The 24,251-nt window shown below is 62.8% G+C and carries 23 protein-coding genes; 8 read left to right on the forward strand and 15 right to left on the reverse strand.

The window, feature by feature from the left end:
* Positions 1–34 precede the first annotated feature (34 nt).
* Positions 35–232 (forward strand): heavy-metal-associated domain-containing protein, encoded by a 198-nt coding sequence (locus Q8O96_RS21425; RefSeq protein WP_102863030.1) that lies wholly within the window; start codon positions 35–37, stop codon positions 230–232.
* Positions 233–324: 92 nt separating this feature from the next.
* Positions 325–1,521 carry a multidrug effflux MFS transporter gene (locus Q8O96_RS21430; RefSeq protein WP_305949351.1) on the forward strand — a complete coding sequence of 399 codons (1,197 nt, stop codon included), beginning with the start codon at positions 325–327 and terminating at the stop codon, positions 1,519–1,521.
* A gap of 1 nt (position 1,522) precedes the next feature.
* Here Q8O96_RS21430 and Q8O96_RS21435 read toward each other — a convergent pair whose 3' ends face one another.
* The 3 genes from Q8O96_RS21435 to Q8O96_RS21445 all read right to left on the reverse strand — a co-directional run bounded on the left by Q8O96_RS21435 (position 1,523) and on the right by Q8O96_RS21445 (position 3,181).
* Positions 1,523–1,699 carry a hypothetical protein gene (locus tag Q8O96_RS21435; RefSeq protein WP_162884107.1) on the reverse strand — a complete coding sequence of 59 codons (177 nt, stop codon included), beginning with the start codon at positions 1,697–1,699 and terminating at the stop codon, positions 1,523–1,525.
* 144 nt (positions 1,700–1,843) lie between these two features.
* On the reverse strand, positions 1,844–2,857 hold the full coding sequence (locus Q8O96_RS21440) for a zinc-binding alcohol dehydrogenase family protein (RefSeq protein ID WP_102863032.1): 1,014 nt from the start codon (positions 2,855–2,857) through the stop codon (positions 1,844–1,846).
* Between the two features lie 30 nt (positions 2,858–2,887).
* Positions 2,888–3,181 (reverse strand): putative quinol monooxygenase, encoded by a 294-nt coding sequence (locus tag Q8O96_RS21445; RefSeq protein WP_102863033.1) that lies wholly within the window; start codon positions 3,179–3,181, stop codon positions 2,888–2,890.
* 118 nt (positions 3,182–3,299) lie between these two features.
* On the opposite strand from Q8O96_RS21445, the gene Q8O96_RS21450 reads away from it, so the two are divergent.
* Together Q8O96_RS21450 and Q8O96_RS21455 are read left to right on the forward strand one after the other, a co-directional pair.
* The gene (locus Q8O96_RS21450) at positions 3,300–4,208 is read left to right on the forward strand and encodes a LysR family transcriptional regulator (RefSeq protein WP_102863034.1); all 909 of its coding nucleotides are present in this window, start codon (positions 3,300–3,302) and stop codon (positions 4,206–4,208) included.
* A gap of 136 nt (positions 4,209–4,344) precedes the next feature.
* A complete protein-coding gene (locus Q8O96_RS21455) occupies positions 4,345–5,721 on the forward strand; it encodes an MFS transporter (RefSeq protein ID WP_305949352.1) in 1,377 nt (458 codons plus the stop codon).
* Between the two features lie 61 nt (positions 5,722–5,782).
* On the opposite strand, the gene Q8O96_RS21460 is transcribed toward Q8O96_RS21455, so the two are convergent.
* The 3 genes from Q8O96_RS21460 to Q8O96_RS21470 form a co-directional block, all read right to left on the reverse strand.
* On the reverse strand, positions 5,783–6,736 hold the full coding sequence (locus tag Q8O96_RS21460; RefSeq protein WP_016966700.1) for an adenosine deaminase: 954 nt from the start codon (positions 6,734–6,736) through the stop codon (positions 5,783–5,785).
* Between the two features lie 178 nt (positions 6,737–6,914).
* Complete coding sequence (locus tag Q8O96_RS21465; protein WP_305949353.1) at positions 6,915–7,880, reverse strand: 2-oxoglutarate and iron-dependent oxygenase domain-containing protein; 966 nt, start codon at positions 7,878–7,880, stop codon at positions 6,915–6,917.
* A gap of 65 nt (positions 7,881–7,945) precedes the next feature.
* A complete protein-coding gene (locus Q8O96_RS21470; RefSeq protein WP_305949354.1) occupies positions 7,946–9,028 on the reverse strand; it encodes a BMP family ABC transporter substrate-binding protein in 1,083 nt (360 codons plus the stop codon).
* 326 nt (positions 9,029–9,354) lie between these two features.
* Here Q8O96_RS21470 and Q8O96_RS21475 point away from each other — a divergent pair, with 326 nt between their 5' ends.
* Positions 9,355–10,443, forward strand: a complete 1,089-nt coding sequence (locus Q8O96_RS21475) for a calcium:proton antiporter (protein WP_102863038.1) — start codon at positions 9,355–9,357, stop codon at positions 10,441–10,443.
* Here the strand turns inward: Q8O96_RS21475 and Q8O96_RS21480 are convergent.
* The 3 genes from Q8O96_RS21480 to Q8O96_RS21490 form a co-directional block, all read right to left on the reverse strand.
* Positions 10,440–11,447 (reverse strand): SUMF1/EgtB/PvdO family nonheme iron enzyme, encoded by a 1,008-nt coding sequence (locus Q8O96_RS21480; protein WP_305949355.1) that lies wholly within the window; start codon positions 11,445–11,447, stop codon positions 10,440–10,442. The genes Q8O96_RS21475 and Q8O96_RS21480 overlap by 4 nt on opposite strands.
* A 111-nt stretch (positions 11,448–11,558) precedes the next feature.
* Positions 11,559–12,917 (reverse strand): 8-oxoguanine deaminase, encoded by a 1,359-nt coding sequence (locus Q8O96_RS21485; RefSeq protein ID WP_207167022.1) that lies wholly within the window; start codon positions 12,915–12,917, stop codon positions 11,559–11,561.
* 204 nt (positions 12,918–13,121) lie between these two features.
* Positions 13,122–13,805, reverse strand: a complete 684-nt coding sequence (locus Q8O96_RS21490) for an SDR family oxidoreductase (protein WP_102863041.1) — start codon at positions 13,803–13,805, stop codon at positions 13,122–13,124.
* Positions 13,806–13,990: 185 nt separating this feature from the next.
* Here Q8O96_RS21490 and Q8O96_RS21495 point away from each other — a divergent pair, with 185 nt between their 5' ends.
* Positions 13,991–14,428 carry a hypothetical protein gene (locus Q8O96_RS21495; protein ID WP_305949356.1) on the forward strand — a complete coding sequence of 146 codons (438 nt, stop codon included), beginning with the start codon at positions 13,991–13,993 and terminating at the stop codon, positions 14,426–14,428.
* Here the strand turns inward: Q8O96_RS21495 and Q8O96_RS21500 are convergent.
* The 6 genes from Q8O96_RS21500 to Q8O96_RS21525 form a co-directional block, all read right to left on the reverse strand.
* Positions 14,425–15,351: an ABC transporter permease gene (locus Q8O96_RS21500; protein ID WP_207167023.1), complete on the reverse strand. Its 927-nt coding sequence runs from the start codon at positions 15,349–15,351 to the stop codon at positions 14,425–14,427. The genes Q8O96_RS21495 and Q8O96_RS21500 overlap by 4 nt on opposite strands.
* Positions 15,351–16,457 carry an ABC transporter permease gene (locus tag Q8O96_RS21505; protein WP_305949357.1) on the reverse strand — a complete coding sequence of 369 codons (1,107 nt, stop codon included), beginning with the start codon at positions 16,455–16,457 and terminating at the stop codon, positions 15,351–15,353. Before Q8O96_RS21505 ends, Q8O96_RS21500 begins: the two co-directional genes overlap by 1 nt.
* A gap of 11 nt (positions 16,458–16,468) precedes the next feature.
* Entirely contained in the window at positions 16,469–18,034 is a 1,566-nt protein-coding gene (locus Q8O96_RS21510; protein WP_305949358.1) for an ABC transporter ATP-binding protein, read from the reverse strand.
* A 531-nt stretch (positions 18,035–18,565) separates the two neighbouring features.
* Positions 18,566–19,147, reverse strand: a complete 582-nt coding sequence (locus Q8O96_RS21515; RefSeq protein WP_102863046.1) for a YigZ family protein — start codon at positions 19,145–19,147, stop codon at positions 18,566–18,568.
* Between the two features lie 5 nt (positions 19,148–19,152).
* Complete coding sequence (locus tag Q8O96_RS21520; protein WP_102863047.1) at positions 19,153–19,821, reverse strand: TetR/AcrR family transcriptional regulator; 669 nt, start codon at positions 19,819–19,821, stop codon at positions 19,153–19,155.
* Positions 19,822–20,198: 377 nt separating this feature from the next.
* Positions 20,199–21,119, reverse strand: a complete 921-nt coding sequence (locus Q8O96_RS21525; RefSeq protein ID WP_102863048.1) for a LysR family transcriptional regulator — start codon at positions 21,117–21,119, stop codon at positions 20,199–20,201.
* A 124-nt stretch (positions 21,120–21,243) separates the two neighbouring features.
* Between Q8O96_RS21525 and Q8O96_RS21530 the strand changes: the two genes are divergently transcribed.
* Together Q8O96_RS21530 and Q8O96_RS21535 are read left to right on the forward strand one after the other, a co-directional pair.
* Entirely contained in the window at positions 21,244–22,593 is a 1,350-nt protein-coding gene (locus tag Q8O96_RS21530; RefSeq protein ID WP_207167025.1) for an aspartate aminotransferase family protein, read from the forward strand.
* A 74-nt stretch (positions 22,594–22,667) separates the two neighbouring features.
* Positions 22,668–24,161 carry a CoA-acylating methylmalonate-semialdehyde dehydrogenase gene (locus Q8O96_RS21535; protein ID WP_102863050.1) on the forward strand — a complete coding sequence of 498 codons (1,494 nt, stop codon included), beginning with the start codon at positions 22,668–22,670 and terminating at the stop codon, positions 24,159–24,161.
* Positions 24,162–24,251 lie beyond the last annotated feature (90 nt).

Raw genomic sequence — 24,251 nt, forward strand, 5'->3', positions numbered from 1 at the left:
AAGACTGCGTGCATCCCAATACAGGAGAAGCGCGATGCAAGTATTCAATGTTCAAGGCATGTCCTGCGGCCACTGCGTGCGGGCCATCACTCAGGCGCTGCAGAGCAAGGACCCGGCGGCCACCGTGCGGGTGGATCTGGCGGCCAAGGAAGTGGGGGTCGAGAGTCGCCTGTCCAGCGAAGAGGTGATCAATCTGATCAGCGAGGAAGGCTACGCCGTCCAGGTTGCTTGAGTCTTTTTAATCGTTAGCGACCTATCGGAATGTTCAAGGCGTCCAAGCGCAGCTAGACTGTGCGACCGCTGACCAACGCTCGCTTGGATGCCATGAACCTGCGCACAATCCTGATTCTCGGCGCCTTGAGCGCTTTTGGCCCTTTGGCCATCGACTTTTATCTGCCGGCCTTTCCCTCGATGGCCCTGGCTTTCGGCACCGATGAAAAACACGTCCAACTGACCCTGGCCGCCTATTTCCTTGGATTGTCCATTGGGCAGCTGGCCTATGGTCCTGTGGCCGACCGTTTTGGTCGGCGCCTGCCGTTGCTGGTGGGAGTGGGGCTGTTCACCCTTGCCTCACTGGCCTGCGCCTATGCGCCCAACCTGGAGTGGCTGATTGGCGCGCGTTTCGTCCAGGCCCTGGGCGGTTGCGCCGGGATGGTGATATCCCGCGCGGTGGTCAGCGACAAGTGCGATGCCGTGGGTTCGGCCAAGGTGTTCTCCCAGTTGATGCTGGTGATGGGCCTGGCGCCGATCCTGGCGCCGATGCTCGGCGGCCTGCTGGTCAATCTCTACGGTTGGCAATCGATCTTCATCATGCTCACGGTGTTCAGCGCCCTGTCGGGATTGGCGGTGGCCCTGGGCCTGCCGGAAAGCATGCCGGCCACGCGCCCGCGCCTACCGTTGTCCGGCGCGTTGCGCCAGTACGGCCTGTTGCTGGCGGACCGGGTCTTTCTCGGTCACGCCCTGACCGGCGGCATCGCCATCGCCGGGATGTTTTCCTATATCGCCGGCTCGCCCTTTGTCTTTATCAAGCTCTACGGCGTGCCGGCGGAGCATTTCGGCTGGTTCTTCGGGATCAATGCCGGCGGTTTCATCCTGGTGGCGCAGATCAATGCGCGGCTGTTGGCCAAGCGCGGTCCGGCTTTCCTGCTGGCCCGTACCGTGTGGATCTACCTGGCGGCCGGGTTGACCTTGCTGGCAGTCAGCGCCCTGCATACGAGTGAGCTCTGGCCGCTGTTGCTGCCCTTGTTCGTGTGCATCGCCAGCCTGGGCTGCATCATTCCCAACGCGGCGGCCTGCGCCATGAACGGCCAGGGCGCGCGGGCCGGCAGCGCCTCGGCCATGCTCGGTTGCCTGCAGTTCAGCGTCGCTGCGGGCGCTGCCTATCTGGTGGGTGTGTTGCACGATGGCAGTGCCATGCCGATGGCCATGGTCATCAGCCTGTGTGGTGTTCTGGCGGTGAGCATGGCGGTCATGACCCGGCGTTTGCAGAATGCCCGGGCCTTGAAAACCGCCGAGCTCTGAGTCAGCCGACGGCGCGCTGACTCTGGGGAATCGGGTGGGGGGCTTGCAGGCGTGCTTGCAGGGTCTGGGTGAAAGCCCGGGCCTCGGCTTCACTGCGGAAAGTCACCGCGTGCTGGTCGAGACGGACCTGCCATTGGGAGCCTTGAGGGTTTGCCAATTCTTTTATCAGGATCTTCATTGCTGACCTCCTAACGGTAAAAGAGTGCGATGCAAGGGCTGCCAGTGTAGACCCGAATACGGTCACAAATATGACCGAAATCAACTCTCGGACTGACGGCGGCCATCGGGCTTTTGTGCGCGATGGCCGCCGTGCGTTCAGCCCTTAGAAACCTTCCAGGACGATCTTGCCCTTGGCCGTGCCGCTCTCCAGCAAGGCGTGGGCGCGGCGCAGGTTGGCCGCGTTGATCTGGCCGAAATGCTCGCCCACTGTGGTCTTCAAGGTGCCGGCGTCGATCAGCTCGGCGACCTTGTTGAGCAGCACGTGCTGTTCCTGCATGTCGGTGGTCTCGAACAGCGAGCGGGTGTACATGAACTCCCAGTGCAGGGACAGGCTCTTGCGCTTGAGCTTGGTCACGTCGAGGCTTTTCGGATCGTCGATCAGGGCCAGTTTGCCCTGGGGCACCAGGGCTTCCACCAACTCATCAAGGTGGGTGTCGGTCTGGGTCAGGCTGGCGACGTGGGTCACCTGATTGATGCCGATGCGCTTGAGCTCTGCGCTCAGTGGCTGACGGTGATCCACCACGCCGTGCGCGCCCAGCTCGCGGACCCAGGCTTGGGTCTGCTCCCGGGAGGCGCTGCCGATCACCTTGAGGCCGGTTAGTTGCCGGGCCAGTTGGGTGAGGATCGAACCGACCCCGCCGGCGGCGCCGACAATCAGCAGGCTCTGGCCCTGGTCGCTGCGGTCCTGGCTGATTTGCAGGCGTTCGAACAGCAGTTCCCAGGCCGTGATCGCGGTCAGCGGCAGGGCCGCGGCTTCGGCAAAACCCAGGCTCTTGGGCATGTGGCCGACGATCCGTTCATCCACGGTGTGCAGCTCGCTGTTGCCTCCGGCCCGGGCGATGGAGCCGGCGTAGAACACCCGGTCGCCAACCTTGAACAGGCTGACCTCGCTGCCCACGGCCTTGACCACGCCGGCCACGTCCCAACCCAGCACCTTGGCGGCGCCGCCTTCGGGCTGGACGTTCTGGCGGACCTTGGTGTCCACCGGGTTGACCGAGATGGCCTTGACCTCCACCAGCAGGTCGCGAGGGCCGGCGACCGGCTCGGGCAGTTCGATGTCTTGCAGGGACTTGGGGTCGTCGATTGGTAGGGATGCGTAGTAGGCGATGGCTTTCATGGTGAATTCCTGTTGAGTGCAGAGTGAGGATCAGACGATCAGTTGCAGGCGCTTGAGTTCGAAGTGCTCGATCGCCTCGCGGGTCTGGTCGAGGAAATGCTGGAAGTGCGGGGTGTTGTTGTGAAACTCCAGGGCGGCCTCATCGTCCCAGCGTTCCAGAACGTAGAAGGTGCCCGGCTGTTCGGCGTCCTGATGCAATTGGTAATACTGGCAGCCGGTCTCGGCACGGCTGGGGTGTACCAGGGCACTGAGTTCGTGCTTGAGGACGTTGTGCTGGTCAGGCTTGGCGATCAGGGTCGCGATGGCGGTAAAGGCTTGGGACATGGTGTTTACCTTTGGGCTGTCAGGTGATGGGCAGATAATTGGCTATTTCTCCCGAAGATAAAACCGGCTAAAAGAGCAGTCTCTTTCAATATTTCTTTGATAATCCAGGGGTAGATCCATGCTGCGATTCGATGACCTGCAACTGTTCGTGCGGGCCGCGGACCTGGGCAGCCTGTCGGCGGCGGCCCGGGTCATGGACCTGTCGCCGGCGGTGGCCAGCGCCGCCCTCAAGCGCATCGAAGAACACTTGGGGGCGCGTTTGCTGGCCCGTTCCACCCGCAGCCTGCGTCTGACGGCCGAGGGCGAGGGCTTTCTTGAATACGCTCGCGCCGCCTTGAGCAACCTGGATGAAGGGCGGCGCTTGCTGGCTAGTGGACAGGATCAGGTCAGCGGCGTGTTGCAGCTTTCCGCGCCCTCTGACTTTGGTCGCAACCTGCTGCTGCCCTGGCTCGACGAGTTCCAGCGCGAGCATCCCAAGCTCAGCGTGCGCCTGCTGCTGGGGGACCGGATTGCCGATCTGTTCCGCCAGCCGGTGGACATTGCCCTGCGCTACGGCGAGCCGGAAGACTCCAGCCTGGTGGCGCTGCCGATAGCCCCGGACAATCTCCGGGTCCTGTGTGCGGCCCCCAGCTACCTGGCCCGGCACGGCGAGCCGCGCCAGCTGGAGCAACTGGCCCAGCACAACTGCCTGCTGTACATGCTCGACAGCCGGGCCCACGACCTTTGGAGTTTTTATGACGGCAAGCGCGAGGTGAGCCTGACCGTCAGCGGCGACCGCCTGAGTGACGATGCCGATGTAGTGCGGCGCTGGGCGGTGGCCGGCGAAGGGATTGCCTACAAGTCCTGGCTGGATGTGGCCGCCGACGTGCTGGCCGGCCGCTTGCAGGTGCTGTTGCCGGAGTTGCGTTGCGAAGGCGCGTCGCTGAACCTGCTGTGCACCCATCGCGCGCACTTGAGCAAACCGGTCAAGCTGTTGCGGGACATGCTCCAGGAGCGCTGCGCCCAGATCAGCGCCCGCCGCCCGTAAGAGCCGGGGTGCCGGCGAACCCAGGTGCCGCGCCCTCGGCGTCGCTGCCGGACGCGAACAGGTCGCCCTCAGCCATCACCCCCCGCTTCGATCCCGCACACTCGACGGGTCGTGCATTCAATCGGGGGAACAGGGCATGGGCATACAGGGATACAGCGCCGCAGAGCGCCTGGAGCGCTTACCTATCAGCGGTTATCACCGGGTGATCTTCATCATCATTGCCCTGGCGTTTTTCTTCGACTCCATGGATTTGGCGATGATGACCTTCCTGCTGGGGTCGATCAAAACCGAGTTCGGCCTGAGCTCGGCCCAGGCCGGCCTGCTGGCCAGCTCCAGCTTCTTCGGCATGGTGCTCGGCGCCTCGCTGTCGGGCATGCTCGCCGACCGCTTCGGGCGCAAGCCGGTGTTCCAATGGAGCATCGTGCTCTGGGGCGTGGCCAGTTACCTGTGTTCCACCGCCCAGAGCGTGGACAGCCTGACCCTGTTCCGGGTGCTCCTGGGCATCGGCATGGGCATGGAGTTTCCCATCGCCCAATCGATGCTCTCGGAGATGATTCCGGCGCAACGACGCGGGCGCTACATCGCCTTGATGGACGGCTTCTGGCCCTTGGGTTTTGTGGCGGCCGGTGCGCTGTCGTACTTCCTCCTGCCGCTGATCGGCTGGCGCGACATCTTCCTGGTGCTGGCGATTCCGGCAGTGTTCGTGCTGGTGATCCGCTTCTTCATTCCCGAGTCGCCGCGCTGGCTGGAGCAGGCTGGGCGCCATGCCGAGGCCGACCGGGTGCTGTTGGGCATCGAGGACAAGGTGCGGGCTGCCCTGGGTGGCGCCCCGTTGCCGGAACCGGTGCGCCTGCCGCGAGTCGAGCAGGCGCCGGGGTACTTCTTTTCTGCGCTGAAACAGATCTGGTCGCCCCTGTATCGGCAACGCACGATGATGATCTGGAGCCTGTGGTTCTTCGCATTGCTGGGGTTCTACGGGCTGACGTCCTGGCTCAGCGCCTTGCTGCAACAGTCCGGTTTTGCCGTGACCCAGTCGGTGTACTACACGGTGCTGATTTCCCTGGGCGGGATTCCCGGGTTCCTCATGGCCGCCTGGCTGGTGGAGCGCTGGGGGCGCAAGCCGGTGTGCATCGTCACCTTGCTCGGCGGCGGGATCATGGCCTTCTTCTACGGCCAGAGCGCGGTGTTTGGCGGCAACGTCAGCCTGTTGATCGGCACCGGCCTGCTGATGCAGTTTTTCCTGTTCGGCATGTGGGCGGTGCTCTACACCTACACGCCCGAGCTGTACCCGACGTCTGCCCGGGCCACGGGTTCGGGCTTCGCTTCGGCCGTTGGCCGGATCGGTTCGTTGCTGGGGCCTTTGGTGACCGGACTGGTGTTTCCCATCACTGGGCAGGGCGGGGTGTTTGCCCTGGGGGCGGCGTGCTTTGTGGTGGCGGCGGGAGTGGTCTGGCGGTTCGGGATGGAGACCCGGGGCAAGACGCTGGAGGCGTTGAGCGAGGCGGGCGCTTGAGTTTCGCCGGCCAGCCGGCTCCTACACGAACCTGTAGGAGCCGGCTGGCCGGCGAAGACCGTTACGGCTTGACCAGCCGCGCATCCAGGCTGTTCTGCGCCAGGCGCCGGGCCTGGTCCTGGGTCATGCCCAGGTCGGTGTACAAGGCGTGGAAGTTCTCGGTGACGTAGCCGCCGAAGTACGCCGGGTCATCGGAGTTGACCGTGACCTTCACCCCGCGCTCGAGCATTTGCAGGATGTTGTGCTGGGACATGTGGTCGAACACGCAGAGCTTGGTGTTGGACAGCGGGCACACGGTCAGCGGGATCTGTTCGTCGATGATGCGCTGCATCAGCCGCTCGTCCTCGAAAGCGCGCACGCCGTGGTCGATGCGCTGGATCTTCAACAGGTCCAGGGCTTCCCAGATGTACTCGGGCGGGCCTTCCTCGCCGGCGTGGGCGACGGTCAGGAAGCCTTCGCTGCGGGCGCGGTCGAAGACCCGCTGGAACTTGCTTGGCGGGTGACCCATTTCCGAACTGTCCAGGCCCACGGCAACGAAGGCATCGCGGAACGGCAGCGCCTGGTCGAGGGTTTTCTGTGCTTCTTCTTCGCTCAAGTGGCGCAGGAAGCTGAGGATCAGGCCGCTGGTGATGCCCAGTTGCTGCTCGCCGTCCTTGAGTGCGGCGGCGATGCCGTTGAGCACCACTTCGAACGGGATGCCGCGGTCGGTGTGGGTCTGCGGATCGAAGAACGGCTCGGTGTGGATCACGTTCTGCTCTTTGCAGCGCAGCAGGTAGGCCCAGGTCAGGTCGTAGAAATCCTGGGAGGTGCGCAGCACATCGGCGCCCTGGTAATACAGGTCGAGGAACTCCTGCAGGTTGTTGAAGGCGTAGGCCTTGCGCAGGGTTTCGACGTCGCTCCAGGGCAGGGCGATCTTGTTGCGTTCGGCCAGGGCGAACAGCAGTTCCGGTTCCAGGGAACCTTCCAGGTGCAGGTGCAACTCGGCCTTGGGCAAGGCGTTCAGCCAGTCATACATGGTGTTGTCTCATCAGGTGCAGGCGGGCGCTGCGAGAGTGATGCGCTGCCGGGGCCGTGCCCTTCTCTGGGGAACTGGCGGCGGTTGCGGCTATCGCCAGGTTTTCACCGGGCCCGAAAAAGCCGCCATTCTACATCTGGCGGCGCGATTGTTCGGTAAAACCTGACCGAATGGGCGATCAGGCCTGCTCCAGCTCCCGGCGATAGGCGTAGGTATCGGCAAAACGCGAGAGCAGGAATTCGGCGCAGGTGGTCACCGGGTACTTGGCCGGGTGCTCCGCGTCCTGGCAGCCGGGCAGGCATTCGATGCGGGTGTCCGGGTGCGGTTCGGCGAAGAACGGCATCGAGTAGCGGTCCACCCCCAGCGGGCTGATGACCCGGTGCGGAGTCGACAGGTAACGGTCGTTGCTCCAGCGCGCCATCATGTCGCCGAGGTTGACCACGAAGCTGCCTTCGATGGGCGGCGCATCGATCCACTGCCCCTGGACGTTGCGCACTTGCAAGCCACCGGCGGAGTCCTGGTAGAGCAGGGTGATGCAGCCATAGTCGGTATGGGCTCCCGCGCCTTGCTGCTCGGTGCTGCTGGCGGTGTGTCGCGGGGGGTAGTGGATCAGCCGCAGCACGCTGACCGGGTCCTGGAAGCGGCGGTCGAAGAAGTCGCGTTCGATGCCCAGGGCCAGGGTCATGGCCCGCAGCAGGGTCTGGGCCAGGGCTTGCATGTCCTGGTAGTGCTGCTCCATCAGGTCTTTCCAGCCGGGCAGGTCCGGGTGGCGGTTGGGGCCGCGCAGGGGCTTGTCCGCCAGCACTTCGGGATGCTCGGCCGGCAGGTGCAGGCCCATGTCGAAGGTTTCCTTGAGGTCGCTGGGCTTGCTCGGGTCCAGTTGCTCGGTGGCGATGGCGCCGTAGCCGCGATGGTGGCGGCTCTGGGTGATGTCGATCTTGAGTTTCTCGGCGCTGGGCAGGGCGAAGAAGTGCTTGGCCGTGGCCAGCAATTGCTCGATGCGTTGTGCACTGATCGGGTGGCCCTTGATATAGAAGAAGCCCCATTCGCGACAGGCGCGGTCGATCTGTCTGGCGACACTGTCCCAGCCTGGCTGGGCCTCCTGATACAGCGGGCTGATATCGATGATCGGCAGTTGATGCATGAAAAGGCTCCCATCCGGTTGGCGGTCCGTCGTCGCTGGCGGGTGCTCCGGCAGCGACGACCAGCTTATTTGGGGAGGTCTGCCTTCAGGCCCTCGACGTAGTAGTTCATCGAGGCCAGTTCGGCATTGCTGGCGCTGACCCCCGCGGCGATTTTCTCGACCCCGGCCTGGTCCTTGATCGGGCCGGTGAACGGGTGGAACTCGCCGCTCTTGATGCTGGCGATGATCTGCTCGGCCTCGGTTTTCACCGGGGCCGGCAGCAGGTCGCTGAGGGGCAGCTCAACCGTACCCTCTTTCAGACCGCCCCAGTAGTCCTGGGATGTCCAGCTGTGGTTCAGCACCCCTTGGGTGGCCTGGATGTAGTGCGGGGCCCAGTTGTTGACGATGGAGGTCAGCACCGCCTTGGGGCCGAAGTGGGCCATGTCCGAGGCGTAGCCCACCGCATACACGCCGCGGCGTTCTGCGGCCTGGATCGGCGCCGGGCTGTCGGTGTGCTGGAAGATCACGTCGGCGCCCTGGTCGATCAGGGCGTTGGCGGCGTCGGCTTCCTTGCCCGGGTCGAACCAGGAGTTGACCCACACCACCTTGATCTCGGTGCCCGGGTTGTACTTGTTCAGGGCCAGCTGGATGGCGTTGATGTCGCGGATCACCTCCGGGATCGGGAACGAGGCGACGTAGCCGATCTTCTTGCTCTTGGTCATCTTCGCCGCGAGAAAGCCGCCGACGTAGCGTCCCTCGTAGGTGCGCGCCAGGTAGGTGCCAAGGTTCTTGTCCTGCTTGTAGCCGGTGGCGTGTTCGAAGGTCACCTTGGGGAACTGCTTGGCGACTTTCAGGGTGGGGTTCATGTAGCCGAAGGAGGTGGTGAAGATCAGGTCGTAGTTGTCCTTGGCCATGTTGCGGATCACCCGCTCGGCATCGGCGCCTTCGGCCACGTTCTCGACGTAGTTGGTCTTGATCTGCTCGCCGAACTTTTCCGCCAGTGCCTTGCGTCCTTGTTCATGCTGATAGGTCCAGCCGTGGTCACCGATGGGACCGATGTAGACGAAGCCGACCTTCAGCGGATCGGCAGCGCTGGCGGCGAGACTGGCACTCAGGCCGACGGCAGCGGCCAGGGCGCAGAGCAGCTTGTGCAACGGGCGTGTATGCATGAATTGGAGCTCCATCTTGTTGTGGGGGAGGACTGGGTCGGCAAGCGCTTAAGGGCAATGCAAATAGCTGACCAACAGGACAACAAAGATGGCGGTTGCGCCGGCGAGGCGGTTTCTACGTGGGCTGTGGGGCGCACTTTTCGCTGGCAAGCCAGCTCCTACGGGGCTGGAATCTAGGAGCCGGCTTGCCGGCGAAGGGCTTTCAAGATCCAACCCGGTGCGCGGTGCCTGAGGCTGGTGCACTAACATGTAACGAAACGTTAGTGACCCGAAGCAGTCTTTTACTCATCTCCTGTACTCGTTTTTATTTCCGTCAAAGGACTGCAATGTTCACTTCCCTCAAGCAAGAACAGTTTTTGCTGCTTGCGCTGCTGGCGGCCGTGGCCGCCTATCCCCTGGAACACCTGTTGCTCAATAGTGGCCAAGGCATTGCCCTGATGGCCGGGCTGGTGCTGATCGGCTTTATCGTCATCGCCTCGATGCGTGTTGCCCACCACGCCGAACGGCTGGCGGAAAAGGTCGGCGACCCCTACGGCACCATGATCCTGACCCTGGCCGCGGTGCTGGTGGAGGTGGTGATCCTGGCCATCATGATGAGCAACGAAGCCTCGCCGACCCTGGTGCGCGACACCATCTATTCGGCGGTGATGCTGGACATCAACGGCATCCTCGGCCTGGCCGCGCTGATGGGCGGCATCAAGCATGGCGAGCAGCCTTATAACGACGATTCGGCGCGCACCTACAGCGTGATGATCCTCACCGCCATGGGCGTGTCGATGGTGGTGCCGGAGTTCATCCCCGAGGCCGACTGGAAGGTGTATTCGGCCTTCACCATTGGCGCGATGGTGGTGCTCTATACCCTGTTCCTGCGCATGCAGGTCGGGCCGCACAGTTACTTCTTCAGCTATAGCTACCCGGAAAAGCGCCGTGCTAAAGAGGCCCAGGAACAGCCCCATGCCGTCAACCTGGCCTGGAGCATCGGCATCCTGGTGTTCGGCGTGGTGGTGATCGGCGCCCTGGCCGAGGTGATGTCCAAGACCCTGGACCTGGGCCTGGAAGGCACGGGCGCGCCGCCGGTGATCACGGCGATCCTGGTGGCGGCGATTTCCGCGGCGCCGGAGATTCTCACCGCCCTGCGCGCGGCCCTGGCCAACCGCATGCAGTCGGTGGTCAACGTGGCCCTGGGCGCCTCCCTGTCGACGGTGATCCTCACGGTGCCGGTGATGGAGGCCATGGCCCTGTACACCGGCCAGCCGTTCCAGATGGCCATGACTCCTGTGCAGACAGTGATGGTGTTCATCACCCTGATCGTCAGCGCGATCAACCTCAACGACGGTGAAACCAATGCCATAGAAGGCATGACTCACTTCGTGCTGTTTGCCACCTTCATCATGCTGTCGCTGCTGGGCCTTTAAAGCGGCTGGGCTGATTGGATGGCGCAGCGAAAGCTGACACCGGGGGCATTCCAGGCCGCCAGTGCCCCCCAACGCCAACGGCGCACGGTGCTGGCCGAAGGAGAAAAGGTCGGGTCGTTGGCAAACTTGTTGTTGGCGCCGCGTTGTGCCCGATAGATGCCTGTTTCAGGCCCTTGCGGGTTCTCCACGGGAGACTCGCGATAGTAGTGTTTATCGTACCAATCGTTGACCCATTCACTGGCGTTGCCGGTGAGGTTGTAGAGGCCTAGCGGATTGGGCACAAACCTGTCCACGGCGAAGGTTTCGTTGTCGTCAGGGGCCGGGAAGTTGCGGCCGTAATCCAGATTGCCGTTGTCGGTGGCGAACATCACCGGCTGGCCGCGGTTGCGCGCCGCATATTCCCATTGCGCCTCGGTCGGCAGATCGACGCGATAGCCGCTGAGGTCTGCCAGCCAGCCACAGTAATCCTTGGCCTCTTGCCATGATCGAGAGGCCGGGGCGGGCAGGTTTTCAAGGTAGAGTTGCTTCATGTCTTCGCGTTTACGAAGTTCAGCGTCGAATGGCGGCTTGCCTTGGGCCAGGAAGAACAGATCAAAATCGCCCAGGGTGGTTTGCAGCGAGGACAGGTAATAGCTGCTCAATTTGACCGGGTGAACGAAATCGTCATCGACGTCGAGACTGATCCGCTCCATTTTTGCCGGGTCCACGCCGCAGGGCCATTGGCACAAGGCAAGTGGGTCGAAGCCATGGGGCCAACCGAAATCGCCCATCTGGAATTCGCCCCCTTCGATCAACACCATGTTGTCCAGGGAGCGGATCACTGTGTTGAGTACGGCCTCGCGGTTTTGTGGGGACAGATCTGGGTATTTGCGGCTGATGGTCGAAGCAATTTCTGCCACTTTTTCAGCTGACAGCGCTTTGCTGGGCGGGCCAGCAACCTCCGGTTTCTCGCAGCCTGCAATCAGCAGCGCGACGCAGAGCGCCAGTCCGTACTTTTGTTTCACGTAATGTCCCTATAGCGGTTCGTTCGAGGGCGGAAACTAACATGTTTCCTCAATCCGATTCCGCTTAAGGCGCAGGCGAGGGATCGGGTCCCTCGCCGTTGGACTCAACGATCAGCTACCGGCGATCAGTTGCCGGGCCGCCTGGCTGTGATCGGCGATCAGGTTTTTCAGGTCCAGCCCTTCGACCTGGCCATCAATCACCCGCCACTGGCCACCAATCATGACCCGGTCCGCTCGATCCGCGCCGCACAACAGCAGCGCCGAAACCGGATCATGGCTGCCCGAGAAACGCAGCTCATCGAGCTTGAACAACGCCAGGTCCGCCTGCTTGCCCACCGCCAGCTCGCCGATGTCGGTGCGGCCCAACAGGCTTGCCGAACCCTGGGTCGCCCAGCCCAATACGCGCTCCGGGGTGATCTTCTCGGCGCCGTAGCGCAGGCGCTGGATGTACAGCGCCTGCCGCGCTTCGAGAATCATGTTCGACGCATCGTTGGACGCCGAACCGTCCACGCCCAAGCCCAGGGGCGCGCCAGCGTCGGTCAGTTCGATACTGGGGCAGATGCCGGAGGCCAGGCGCATGTTCGAACTCGGGCAATGGCAGATGCCGGTGCCGGCAGCGCCCAGGCGGGCGATTTCATCCGGGTTGAAGTGGATGCCGTGGGCCAGCCAGGTACGCGGACCGAGCCAGCCGACGCTGTCCAGGTAATCCACGGTGCGCAGGCCGAAGCGCTGCAGGCAGAAGTCTTCTTCGTCGAGGGTTTCGGCGAGGTGAGTGTGCAGACGCACATCGAGTCCGTTGGCCAGTTCGGCGCTGGCCGACATGATTTCCGGGGTTACCGAGAACGGCGAGCACGGCGCCAGGGCGATCTGGATCTGCGCGCCGTCGCCACGCTCGTGGTATTGGCGAATCAGGCGCTGACTGTCGTCGAGAATCACCTGGCCTTCCTGCACGGTCTGTTGCGGTGGCAGGCCGCCGTCCTTTTCGCCCAGGCTCATGGAACCGCGGGTGAGCATGGCGCGCATGCCCAGTTCACGCACGCTTTCGACTTGCACGTCGATGGCGTTTTCCAGGCCGTCGGGAAACAGGTAGTGATGGTCGGCGGCGGTGGTGCAACCGGAGAGCAGCAGCTCGGCCAGCGCCACTTTGGTGGCCAGGGCGAGTTTTTCCGGGGTCAGCCGGGCCCAGACCGGATACAGGGTCTTGAGCCAGGGGAACAGCGGCTGGTTGACCACCGGCGCCCAGGCTCGGGTCAGGGTTTGGTAGAAGTGATGGTGGGTGTTGATCAGGCCCGGCAGCAACACGTGCTCGCGGGCATCGAAGACCTGTTGGCAAGGGCTCGCAGGCTGTTGGCCCAGGCCCAGGACTTCAACGATCAGACCGTCTTGCACGACCAGGCCGCCACGGGCGTCGAGGGCATTGCCGGTGAAGATGGCCAGGGGATTTTTTAACCAGGTACGGGTCGCAGGCATGGTGGCCGGCTCCTCTGAAAGTGGGTTCAGGTTAGCCAGCTCAGTGTTGCCCTGTCTGCTGATCCAGGGTCGCCGCAAGGGGCGAGGTGCGCAGTCTAGCGAAAGATGTGCCGGGGGACAAAACTTGCGGTTTGCCCCCCGTTGCAGAGCCTTGGCAGCGCTGTGCAAGCGCTGCCAGGGGCATCGGTTACAGAGATTGCGGGCTTACCAGGGGATGGTTTCGCCCTTGTAGTTGACGAAGTGATGGCCGCCCTTGCCGGTGTAGGCGTTGATCTGGGCGATCAGCCCACGGGTGCTGGTTTGCACGTCGATGTCGGCGCCTTCGCCGCCCATGTCGGTCTTCACCCAGCCCGGGTGCAGCGAGAGCACGGTCAGCTTCTGTTGCAGCTGGGTGACGAAGCTGTTGGTCATGGAGTTCAGCGCCGCCTTGCTGGCCTTGTACAGCGCCAGTTCCGGAGCATCCGGCATGGTCACGCTGCCCAGCACCGAACTCATGAACGCCAGCACGCCGCTGTCCTTGCGGATCTGCCCGACAAAGCGCTGGGCCAGGTTGATCGGCGCCACGGCGTTGGTGAAGAACAGCTGGCCGACTTCGGCCAGGGTCGCGTGGCCCGGCAACTGGTTGTCCGGGCCCTTGACCCCGGCGTTGACGAACAGTAGGTCGAACACCTGGTCCTTGAGTTTCTGGCTCAGGGCGATCACCGCTTGCTGATCGTCCATGTCCAGTTGTTCGATCTGCACCTTGCCCAGTGCCTGCAGGGCTTCGGCCTTGTGCGGGTTGCGCACGGTGGCGGTGACTTGCCAGCCGTCTTCCAGCAGGCGTTGTACCAGGCCGAGGCCCAGGCCCCGGGAGGCGCCGATGATCAGTGCGGTTTTTGCCGTGGACATGATGAGGTTCCTTGATAAATGAGGATCACGGATTCAATGGACAGGCTTGTCCCAGCCGCAGTTGCAGCTCGTGGCGCAACTGGCCCAGTTCTCCGATGCACATGCATGGGGCTCGAAAGGGCTTGACCCTGGAGCATACTCCAGGCTTTAGCCTGCGCGCTCCTTGAGTTGATGGAGCACTTCCTATGTGGACGACCGAACACTACCGAAAATTGGTCCGCGCCAGCGGCTGGTACGACTTGCTGGTGACGCTGGCCTTTGTCACCCCCTGGAGTTTCATGGCCTTGCACGAGTTGCTGCAGGGCGCGGTCCAGGCCTTCAATCTGCCCGGTAGCCTGCCTCCGTTCGAGCCGATGCACCTGCTGATGGCCAACCTCATGGGGTCGATTGTCTGCGTATGGTCGGTGCTGCGGATTCGTGATCCGCAGCAGGCGTTTGGCCGTTATGACGCGGTGGGGCGCCTCCTGTTTGCCACTTGGCAGGGGTACGCCCTGATGCACGGCGCCACCGCATTGATCGCGGTGTTCCTGGTTTTCGAACTGGCCTGGTGCGTGGCGCAGTTGCTGCCGGTCAAAGGCGACGTTGGCAAGCTGGCTCCAGCCGGGCGTGCGCCGGTCATTTAATGCCCCGCCTGCCACGGCTGCCCCAGGGAAACCGGTGCGTACAAACGGGTGCGCAAGGCGTCGCGCGATAGCAGCACCAGCACCAGGATGGTGGCGGCATAGGGCAGCATCGCCAGCAGGTTGGAGGGTATCGCCAGCCCCAGGCCCTGGGCCACCAGATGCAGGATGCTCGCCAGGCCGAACAGGTAGGCGCCGAGCAACAGTCGCCACACGCGCCAACTGGCGAACACCACCAGGGCCAGGGCAATCCAGCCGCGGCCGGCGCTCATGTTCTCGGCCCACATCGGGGTGTAGGCCAGGGACAGGTAGGCCCCGGCCAACCCGGCCATGGCACCGCCGAACAGCACCGCGAGCGTGCGCACCCGCAGCACCGGCAGGCCCATGGCACTGGCGGCGTCGGGGTTTTCGCCGACGGCCTGGATGATCAGGCCAACCCGGCTCTTGAGGAGCACCCAGGCCACCAAGGCGAACAGCGCGAAGGACAAGTACACCAGCAGATCCTGGGCAAACAGCATGCGGCCGATCAGCGGGATGTCGCTGAGCAATGGCAGTGCCAGCGGTTCGAACCCGGCCAGTGGCTTGCCGACCCAGGCCGCGCCGACAAAGCTCGACAAGCCGACCCCGAAGATAGTCAACGCCAGCCCGGTAGCCACCTGATTGGCATTGAACGCCAGGGCCACCAGGGCAAACAGCGCCGAGAGCAGCATTCCCGCCGCCATTGCCAGCAGCACGCCAAGCCACAAATGGCCGCTGTTGAGGGCGACGATAAAACCTATCACCGCGCCGAACAGCATCATGCCTTCCTGGCCGAGGTTGAGGACGCCGCTCTTTTCACAGATCAGTTCCCCCAGGGCCACCAGCAGCAAGGGCGTGCCGCAGCGCACCATGGCGTAGAGAATATTGCTCAGCAGATCGATATCCATTACAGGGCTCCGGCGGTTGCGCTGAGGGGCGTGTCGCGGCGTGCCCAGCGCAGGTTCAGGCGCGGCCGATAGAGAATCAGTACGTCACAGGCCAGGAGGAAGAACAGCATCATGCCCTGGAACAACTGGGTAATGGCCTGGGGCAGGTTGAGGCTCATCTGCGCGCTTTCGCCACCGATGTACAGCAGGGCCATGAGCAGGCTGGAGAACAGGATGCCAATGGGGTTCAGGCGCCCGAGAAAGGCCACGGTGATCGCCGCATAGCCGTAGCCGGGGGAGACCTGCGGCACCAGTTGGCCGATGGGCCCGGTGACTTCACAGACCCCGGCCAACCCAGCCAGGGCGCCGCTGATCAATAGCGCCAGCCAGATCAGGCGCTGCTGGCGAAAGCCGACGAAACCCGCGGCGCGCCGGTCCAGCCCGAGGACCTTGATCTGGAAACCGACGAAGCTTTTTTGCAGCAGTACCCAGACTGCCACCAGGGCCAGCAGGGCGAAATACACCCCGGCGTGGACCCGACCGTCTTCCATCAACTGTGGCAAGCGGCTGGCGTCGCCGAACATCGCCGACTCGGGGAAATTGAACCCGGCGGGGTCCTTCAATGGGCCGTGTACGCAATACAGCAACAGGTTCAGGGCGATGTAATTGAGCATGATGCTGGTGAGGATTTCATTGGCGTTGAAGCGTGTGCGCAACCAGGCGGTGAGCCCGGCCCAGGCGGCGCCGGCGAGGGTGCCGGTGAGCAGGATCAGTACCAGCGCCCAGCGACTTTGCAATTCGATGAGGTTGACCGCCAGGGCACTGCCGGCCAGGGCCCCGAGCAGCAGTTGGCCTTCAGCGCCGATGTTCCAGATGCGGGCCCGGTAGGCCACTGCCAGACCCAGGGCGCAGAGCAGGATCGGCAGCGCCTTGACCAGCAGTTCCGAGACGCCGTACAGGTCGCTGACCGGGGCGATCAGCAGGGTGTGCAGGGTCAGCAGCGGTTCATGCCCCAGGGCCATGAACAGCAGGGCACCACAGCTCAGGGTCAGCAGCGCGGCCAGAAGAGGGGAACACCAGAGCATCAGGCGCGACTGGCGGCCGCGAGGTTCGAGTGAAAGCAGCATGGACGACTCCGTTAAACCGCCGGGGCGGGGGTGTAGGGGACGGCTTCGAAGTGGCCGGCCATCCAGGCGCCGACTTCGACCAATGAGGTGTCGGCGCAGGCTTTGGGCGTCGAGAGACGACCACCGCACAGGGCGGCAATGCGATCGCTGATCTGCAGCAGTTCATCCAGGTCTTCGGAGATCACCAGGATCGCCGCGCCGGCATCGCGCAGGGCGATCAGTGCCCGGTGAATGGTGGCAGCGGCACCCACGTCGACGCCCCAGGTCGGGTGCGCGGCGATCAGCAAGCGCGGTTGCTGGAGGATCTCGCGGCCGAGGATGAATTTCTGCAGATTGCCGCCGGACAGGCTGCGGGCCGGGCTCTGGGCATCACCGGTCTTGACCCCGAAGCGCTGGATGATTGTCTCGGCCAGGGCGCGGACCTTGGCTCTTTGAATCAGGCCATTGCGGACCAGTCCCTGTTGAAAGGCGCTGAGCAGCGCGTTGTCTTCCAGGCTCAGTTCCGGTACTGCACCTTGCCCCAGGCGTTCGGCGGGGACGAAGGCCAGCCCCTTTCGGCGTCTTGCATCGGGGTAGAGATGGCCGACGGCCTGGCCGGCCAGGCAGATGCGTTGGGCCTCACCGGGAGCCAGGCGTTGCTCGCCGCTGAGCAGGGCCAGCAGTTCGTCCTGGCCATTGCCGGCGACCCCGGCGATACCGATGATTTCGCCACTGCGCAGGCTCAGGTCGATGGCCTTGAGGGAGCAGCCGAAGGGATCGGGGTTGTGCCAGCTCAACTCGCGGATGTGCAGGAATTCGGTAGCGCCGCTGACCTTGGGGTAGTCGGCGAGCAGGGCCGCCGTGTCACCCACCATCAGTCGCGCCAGTTCCTGGTTCGAGCATTCGGCCGGCCGACAGTGACCGGCCACCCGGCCGCCCCGCAGTACTGTGGCGCTGTGGCACAGCGCGCGGACTTCGGCGAGCTTGTGGCTGATGAACAGGATGCTGCAGCCCTCGGCGGCCAGCCGGCGCAGGGTGATGAACAGCTCTTCGGCCTCTTGCGGGGTCAGCACTGAGGTGGGTTCGTCGAGGATCAACAGGCGGATGTCCTGCATCAGGCAGCGCACGATCTCCACTCGTTGACGCTCGCCGATGGACAGGCTGTGCACCAGGCGCTGGGGTTCCAGGGGCATGCCATAACGCTGGGACACTTCGCGGATCTTGCCTTCCAGCTGGCCCGGCGTGCCGGCCGCCGCGCCCATGGCCAGGGCAATGTTTTGCGCGACGCTGAGGGTTTCGAACAATGAGAAATGCTGGAACACCATGCCGATTCCCAGGCCGCGAGCCTGGGCCGGGCTGCTGATGAGCTGACGCCGGCCTTGCCAGATCAACTCCCCCGAGTCGGCCTGGATCACCCCGTAGATGATCTTCATCAAGGTGCTTTTGCCGGCGCCGTTCTCGCCGAGCAGGGCCTGGATTTCACCTGGAGCGATGCTCAGGTCGATGGCGTCGTTGGCCAGGCAACCGGGATAGCGCTTGCTGATCTGGCGCAGTTGCAGGCGCGGAGTTTGTGCGATGGGCACAGCGGAATTTGGCATGACGGGCTCGGGGGATTGGAGTTGTTGCTGTGGATAAAGCAATTTCCTGGCCAGTAGGTCAGGAAAGCTCAGGCGCCGCCCTGGAGTGCCCCTTGAACTGTTGGAGGAGGCGGATACCGGGCACCACTTCGGGGCAAAGTGTTTGAAAGGGCTCTGTTTTTGTCCGCGGCAAACTGAGCAAAAAATGACCAGTGGCCTGCAGGCCCTGTGCAGTCAGCGGCTGGAGCAGCCTTGCACGGGTTATCCACAGCTTGCTCCACAGTATTTGTGTGCAAGCCTGGAACTTGGGCATAAGCCCGGCAGCCTTGCCTTCCAACCGCGATAAACCACTCTAACTTACTGTTTTACGTTGCAAAAAAGTCCACTGGAGGAACTTTGGGCAAAAAATGAACAAAGCCCGCAAAGCCACGTTACAGAAGGGTTACAGCGTTATGTGCTCAGGTTATCCACAGTCGGGTGCACAGCAGATGTGGGCAACTGCGGGAGGCTCTGCCGGGTTATGCACAAGGTACTCGGGCCGGGTTGGTGCGCTCAGCGCTGCAAGAGGATGCGTCCGCGGCTGAGGTCGGCCAACTGCTGTTGCAGGGTATCGATCTGCTCTTCGCCCAGGGCCAGTTGCAACTCCACGCCATTGGCGGTGAAGTCTTCCTCTACCAGCAACCCGCCCAGTTCGGCGATCCGCAACTTGACCAGGGCCAGCTCGCTGAAACTGCAGGCGCAGCGCAGCGGTACGCGGTTGACCAGGGCGATGCGTTCGGCGCCTTGCAGGCATTTGTTGGCACCGCCGCCGTAGGCCCGGGCCAGGCCACCAGTGCCCAGCTGGATGCCGCCGTACCAGCGGATCACCAGCACGGCTACCTGATCGCAATCCTGGGCCTCGATGGCCGCGAGGATCGGCCGTCCGGCGGTGCCGCCGGGTTCGCCGTCGTCGTTGCTGCGGTACTGATCGGCCAGCTTCCACGCCCAGCAATTGTGGGAGGCGTTGAGGTCACTGTATTGCTGGATGAAGGCTTGGGCTTCGACCGCGCTGGTGATGGGCGCGGCAAAGGTGATGAAGCGGCTTTTGCGAATCTCTTCGCGGTACTCGCAAAGGCCGGCCAGGGTAAAGGGCATGAGCGTCAGTCTTTCTGGGCGGGAGTCAGGCCACAGCCTTTGAGGATGATGCGGATCAGGTTGGTGCCGGCCTCTTCGAAATCCTGCTTGGTCAGGCGGCTGCGGCCGGTGACGCGGCAGATCTGGGTGGCGAAGTCGGCGTAGTGCTGGGTGCTGCCCCAGAGCAGGAAGATCAGGTGCACTGGGTCAACCGGGTCCATCTTGCCGGCGTCGATCCAGGCCTGGAACACATTGGCCCGGCCTTGGAACCAGGCGCGGTAGTCCTGGCTGAAGTATTCGCTCAGGCATTCGCCGCCACTGATGATTTCCATGGCGAAGATCCGCGAGGCCTGTGGCTGGCGACGGGAAAATTCCATCTTGGCGCGGATGTAGCGGGTCAGGGCCTCGGCCGGGTCATCCTCGGCGGTGAGGGTGTTGAAGGTGCTGTCCCAGAGTTCGAGGATGTTGCTCAGCACCGCGATGTACAGCCCCAGTTTGTTGGTGAAGTAGTAGTGCAGGTTGGCTTTGGGCAGGCCGGCCTTCTGCGCGATGGTGTTCATGCTGGTGCCTTTGAAGCCGTGACGGGCGAACTCGTCCTCGGCGGCCTGGATGATGGCCTCTTCATTCTTCTGCCGAATGCGGCTGGCGGGTTTGCCTGGGTGAGGAGTGCTGTGGGCGGGGACTTCAAAGGTCATGGAGGTTTCCGAGCAAGTCTGTGGGTGCAACCTGTGCGTTGATAGCGCACCCAGGTTGATCAGACAAGCCTTGGCGCGACAAAAGCTTCAGCGGGCCTTCAGGCAGTGATTTTCCGGCGCCGGATTTATGTCGTTTGGCAGGCTTTTACCGTCCGGCAGCAGGCGCATCAGCAGGGCTGCCAGGGGTTGCGGCGGTCGTTGAGTCCGTGGATCAGTTCACTGCAGCGGGAAGCATCTGGCTGAAGGGCGTGGAGCTCGGGCTGAAGGTGCTAGGTGCCGAGGTCTTTGCAAAAAAGCTGTCCAGGTGCTCAGGCCATTTTCTCTGGTTGTCGATGCGGCCTTGCGAGTACGGGGCTTTGCGCGGGCTTTGCCGGTTTTCAGCGGGTCGCCGCCAGGCTCTCCAGGAAGCTTTCCAGCACCAGGTGGGGGCGCCGGCCCTTGCGTGTGACCGATGCCAGGCTCAGGTCATAGAAGCGCGACTTGGGCTTGAGCGCGCGCAACCGGCCTTGCTGCACCCAGAGGGTGGCGTAGTGGTCAGGGAGGTAGCCGATATAGCGTCCGGTGAGGATCAGGAAGGCCATGCCTTCGCGGTCGGATGCGCTGGCGGTGCAGTTCAATGCTTGATAGTGGGCCTGGATTTCCGCGGGCAGGCGGAAGGTCGGGGCAATGGCGTCCTGGTCATTGAGACGCTGATCGTCCAGTTGCTTGTCGTCCACGTAGAACAGGGGATGGCCCACCGCGCAGTACAGCAACGAACGTTCGTCATACAGCGGCTGATACTCCAATCCAGACAGGGCACTGGCCTGGGGCACCACGCCGACGTGCAGGCGACCGTCGAGTACCCCTTGCTCGACTTCGTTGGGGGCGATCATGCGGATCTGGATCTGCACGTCCGGGCCGCGCTCCTTCAATTGCGCCAGGGCGTGGGTGATGCGCATGTGGGGCAGGGTCACCAGGTTGTCGGTGAGGCCGATGATCAACTCGCCCCGCAGGTGGCGGTGCAGGCCGTTGACCTCGGTGCGGAAACTCTCCAGGGCGCTGAGCAGTTGCAGGCTCGACTGATAGACCTCGCGGCCTTCTTCTGTGAGGGAAAAGCCGGCGCGTCCACGTTGGCACAGGCGCAGGCCGACCCGTTGCTCCAGATCACTCATCTGTTGGCTGATGGCCGAGCGGCCAATGCCGAGCACGGTCTCTGCGGCGGAGAAACCACCGCATTCCACAACACTGCGAAAGATCCGCAGCAGGCGGATATCAAAATCGCTGACTTGCGCCAGCGGGTCGGCGCGACGGCTGCTCATAGTTTAGTGGATGCCAGACTGAAGGTTATTAAAGTTGGATTTCACCGACTTTATAGCCGTGGCAACTTAGTCGCAACAACGCTTTTATTCCTACGCCGCTTCATTGCCTTGCGAGGTTTTGCTCATGAACATGCCGGAAACCGCGATTCCATCTTTGGCCAGTCAGCTCAAGCTTGACGCTCACTGGATGCCCTACACCGCCAATCGCAACTTCCAACGCGACCCGCGCCTGATCGTCGGCGCCGAAGGCAGCTGGCTGGTGGATGACAAGGGCCGCAAGGTCTATGACTCGCTGTCCGGTCTGTGGACCTGCGGCGCCGGTCACTCGCGCAAAGAGATCCAGGAAGCGGTATCCAAGCAACTGGGCACCCTGGATTACTCCCCAGGCTTCCAATACGGTCACCCGCTGTCGTTTCAACTGGCGGAAAAAATCACCGACCTGACTCCGGGCAACCTGAACCATGTGTTCTTCACCGACTCCGGCTCCGAGTGCGCTGATACCGCAGTGAAGATGGTGCGTGCCTACTGGCGCCTGAAAGGCCAGTCGACCAAGACCAAGATGATTGGCCGTGCCCGTGGCTATCACGGTGTGAACATCGCCGGCACCAGTCTGGGCGGGGTCAACGGCAACCGTAAACTGTTCGGCCAGGCAATGATGGATGTGGACCACCTGCCGCACACTCTGCTGGCCAGTAACGCGTTTTCCCGTGGCATGCCGGAGCAGGGCGGTATTGCCCTGGCCGATGAGCTGCTGAAGCTGATCGAACTGCACGATGCTTCCAATATCGCTGCGGTCTTCGTCGAGCCGATGGCTGGCTCGGCTGGCGTACTGGTGCCGCCACAGGGTTATCTCAAGCGTCTGCGAGAAATCTGTGATCAGCACAACATCCTGCTGGTGTTCGACGAAGTGATCACAGGCTTCGGTCGTACGGGGGCGATGTTCGGCGCCGACAGCTTCGGCGTAACCCCGGATCTGATGTGTGTGGCCAAGCAGGTCACCAACGGCGCCATTCCCATGGGCGCGGTGATTGCCAGCTCCGAGATCTATCAGACCTTCATGAACCAGGCGACGCCCGAGTACGCCGTGGAATTCCCCCACGGCTACACCTATTCGGCGCACCCGGTGGCGTGCGCTGCGGGTCTGGCGGCACTGGATCTGCTGCAGAAGGAAAACCTGGTGCAGAGCGTGGCTGAAGTTGCTCCGCATTTTGAGAATGCGCTGCACGGCATCAAGGGCGCGAAGAACGTGATCGACATCCGTAACTTCGGCCTGGCCGGTGCGATCCAGATCGCGGCCCGTGATGGTGATGCGATTGTGCGTCCGTTCGAGGCCGGCATGGCCCTGTGGAAAGCTGGCTTCTATGTGCGCTTCGGCGGCGACACCCTGCAGTTCGGCCCAACCTTCAATAGCAAGCCGCAAGACCTCGATCGTCTGTTCGATGCGGTTGGCGAAGTGCTGAACAAGCTCGACTGATTCGATCCTTCTTATATAGAGGCAGGCATGAAGCGTTTCGTGCCTGCGCCTTCCCCCTTTTCAGGAGTCCCCGCATGAGTTTGATTCAACACCTGATCCACGGCGAACTGGTCAGCGACAACGGTCGTAGCAGCGACGTATTCAACCCTTCCACTGGCAAGGCGATTCATAAAGTGCCGTTGGCCAGCCGTGAAACCATCCAGCAAGCCATTGACTCTGCCAAATCCGCGTTCCCGGCCTGGCGTAATACGCCACCGGCCAAGCGCGCCCAGGTTATGTTTCGCTTCAAACAACTGCTGGAGCAGAACGAGGCACGCATTGCCCAGCTGATCAGTGAAGAACACGGCAAGACGCTGGAGGACGCGGCTGGTGAATTGAAGCGCGGTATCGAGAACGTCGAATATGCCTGTGCCGCGCCGGAAATCCTCAAGGGCGAATACAGTCGTAATGTCGGCCCGAACATCGATGCCTGGTCCGACTTCCAGCCGTTGGGCGTGGTGGCCGGTATCACCCCGTTCAACTTCCCGGCCATGGTTCCGCTGTGGATGTACCCGCTGGCGATCGTTTGCGGTAACTGCTTTATCCTCAAGCCGTCCGAGCGCGATCCAAGCTCCACCCTGTTGATTGCCGAGCTGCTGCATGAGGCCGGTCTGCCCAAGGGCGTGCTGAACGTGGTGCATGGTGACAAGGCTGCGGTGGATGCGCTGATCGAGGCGCCGGAAGTCAAGGCGCTGAGTTTTGTAGGGTCGACTCCCATTGCCGAGTACATCTATGCCGAAGGCACCAAGCGCGGCAAGCGGGTTCAGGCATTGGGCGGGGCGAAGAACCATGCGGTGCTGATGCCTGATGCCGATCTGGATAATGCCGTCAGTGCTTTGATGGGCGCAGCCTATGGTTCCTGTGGCGAGCGTTGCATGGCGATTTCGGTAGCTGTGTGCGTGGGTGATCAAGTGGCGGATGCTCTTGTGACCAAGTTGGTTCCGCAGATCAAGGCGCTGAAGATTGGTGCCGGCACTTCCTGTGGCCTGGACATGGGGCCGCTGGTGACTGCCCAGGCTCGCGATAAGGTCAGTGGTTATGTAGAGGAGGGCGTCGCTGCCGGTGCGCAACTGGTGGTGGACGGCCGTGGCCTGAGCGTTGCCGGTCATGAAGAGGGCTTCTTCCTGGGTGGCTGCCTGTTCGATCGCGTCACACCTGAGATGCGCATCTATAAAGAAGAGATCTTTGGTCCGGTGCTGTGCATCGTTCGGGTCAATAGCCTGGAAGAGGCTATGCAACTGATCAACGATCATGAGTATGGCAACGGTACCTGCATCTTTACCCGTGACGGTGAAGCGGCGCGTCTGTTCTGTGACGAGATTGAAGTGGGCATGGTGGGCGTCAACGTACCGCTGCCAGTGCCAGTGGCTTATCACAGCTTTGGTGGCTGGAAGCGTTCGCTGTTCGGCGACCTGCATGCTTATGGTCCTGATGGCGTGCGTTTCTATACCCGCCGCAAGGCTATTACCCAGCGTTGGCCGCAACGTGCCAGCCATGAAGCGTCGCAGTTCGCCTTCCCTAGCTTGTAAGTGTAAGGAGCGAGACAACAAAGGCCGGCCCTGATGGGCCGGCTTTTGCTTTTATGGGCTTTTCTGATCGATATGACAGATTTATGAAAA

The organism is Pseudomonas sp. LPH60 (genome assembly GCF_030718165.1).
Lineage (GTDB): Bacteria > Pseudomonadota > Gammaproteobacteria > Pseudomonadales > Pseudomonadaceae > Aquipseudomonas > Aquipseudomonas danubii.

What these genes read in the sequence shown, in the direction of transcription:
- Q8O96_RS21425 (WP_102863030.1), top strand. Translation starts at nt 35, where the DNA reads ATGCAAGTATTCAATGTTCAAGGCATGTCCTGCGGCCACTGCGTGCGG.
- Q8O96_RS21430 (WP_305949351.1), top strand. Translation starts at nt 325, where the DNA reads ATGAACCTGCGCACAATCCTGATTCTCGGCGCCTTGAGCGCTTTTGGC.
- Q8O96_RS21435 (WP_162884107.1), bottom strand. Translation starts at nt 1,699, where the DNA reads ATGAAGATCCTGATAAAAGAATTGGCAAACCCTCAAGGCTCCCAATGG.
- Q8O96_RS21440 (WP_102863032.1), bottom strand. Translation starts at nt 2,857, where the DNA reads ATGAAAGCCATCGCCTACTACGCATCCCTACCAATCGACGACCCCAAG.
- Q8O96_RS21445 (WP_102863033.1), bottom strand. Translation starts at nt 3,181, where the DNA reads ATGTCCCAAGCCTTTACCGCCATCGCGACCCTGATCGCCAAGCCTGAC.
- Q8O96_RS21450 (WP_102863034.1), top strand. Translation starts at nt 3,300, where the DNA reads ATGCTGCGATTCGATGACCTGCAACTGTTCGTGCGGGCCGCGGACCTG.
- Q8O96_RS21455 (WP_305949352.1), top strand. Translation starts at nt 4,345, where the DNA reads ATGGGCATACAGGGATACAGCGCCGCAGAGCGCCTGGAGCGCTTACCT.
- Q8O96_RS21460 (WP_016966700.1), bottom strand. Translation starts at nt 6,736, where the DNA reads ATGTATGACTGGCTGAACGCCTTGCCCAAGGCCGAGTTGCACCTGCAC.
- Q8O96_RS21465 (WP_305949353.1), bottom strand. Translation starts at nt 7,880, where the DNA reads ATGCATCAACTGCCGATCATCGATATCAGCCCGCTGTATCAGGAGGCC.
- Q8O96_RS21470 (WP_305949354.1), bottom strand. Translation starts at nt 9,028, where the DNA reads ATGCATACACGCCCGTTGCACAAGCTGCTCTGCGCCCTGGCCGCTGCC.
- Q8O96_RS21475 (WP_102863038.1), top strand. Translation starts at nt 9,355, where the DNA reads ATGTTCACTTCCCTCAAGCAAGAACAGTTTTTGCTGCTTGCGCTGCTG.
- Q8O96_RS21485 (WP_207167022.1), bottom strand. Translation starts at nt 12,917, where the DNA reads ATGCCTGCGACCCGTACCTGGTTAAAAAATCCCCTGGCCATCTTCACC.
- Q8O96_RS21490 (WP_102863041.1), bottom strand. Translation starts at nt 13,805, where the DNA reads ATGTCCACGGCAAAAACCGCACTGATCATCGGCGCCTCCCGGGGCCTG.
- Q8O96_RS21495 (WP_305949356.1), top strand. Translation starts at nt 13,991, where the DNA reads ATGTGGACGACCGAACACTACCGAAAATTGGTCCGCGCCAGCGGCTGG.
- Q8O96_RS21500 (WP_207167023.1), bottom strand. Translation starts at nt 15,351, where the DNA reads ATGGATATCGATCTGCTGAGCAATATTCTCTACGCCATGGTGCGCTGC.
- Q8O96_RS21505 (WP_305949357.1), bottom strand. Translation starts at nt 16,457, where the DNA reads ATGCTGCTTTCACTCGAACCTCGCGGCCGCCAGTCGCGCCTGATGCTC.
- Q8O96_RS21510 (WP_305949358.1), bottom strand. Translation starts at nt 18,034, where the DNA reads ATGCCAAATTCCGCTGTGCCCATCGCACAAACTCCGCGCCTGCAACTG.
- Q8O96_RS21515 (WP_102863046.1), bottom strand. Translation starts at nt 19,147, where the DNA reads ATGCCCTTTACCCTGGCCGGCCTTTGCGAGTACCGCGAAGAGATTCGC.
- Q8O96_RS21520 (WP_102863047.1), bottom strand. Translation starts at nt 19,821, where the DNA reads ATGACCTTTGAAGTCCCCGCCCACAGCACTCCTCACCCAGGCAAACCC.
- Q8O96_RS21525 (WP_102863048.1), bottom strand. Translation starts at nt 21,119, where the DNA reads ATGAGCAGCCGTCGCGCCGACCCGCTGGCGCAAGTCAGCGATTTTGAT.
- Q8O96_RS21530 (WP_207167025.1), top strand. Translation starts at nt 21,244, where the DNA reads ATGAACATGCCGGAAACCGCGATTCCATCTTTGGCCAGTCAGCTCAAG.
- Q8O96_RS21535 (WP_102863050.1), top strand. Translation starts at nt 22,668, where the DNA reads ATGAGTTTGATTCAACACCTGATCCACGGCGAACTGGTCAGCGACAAC.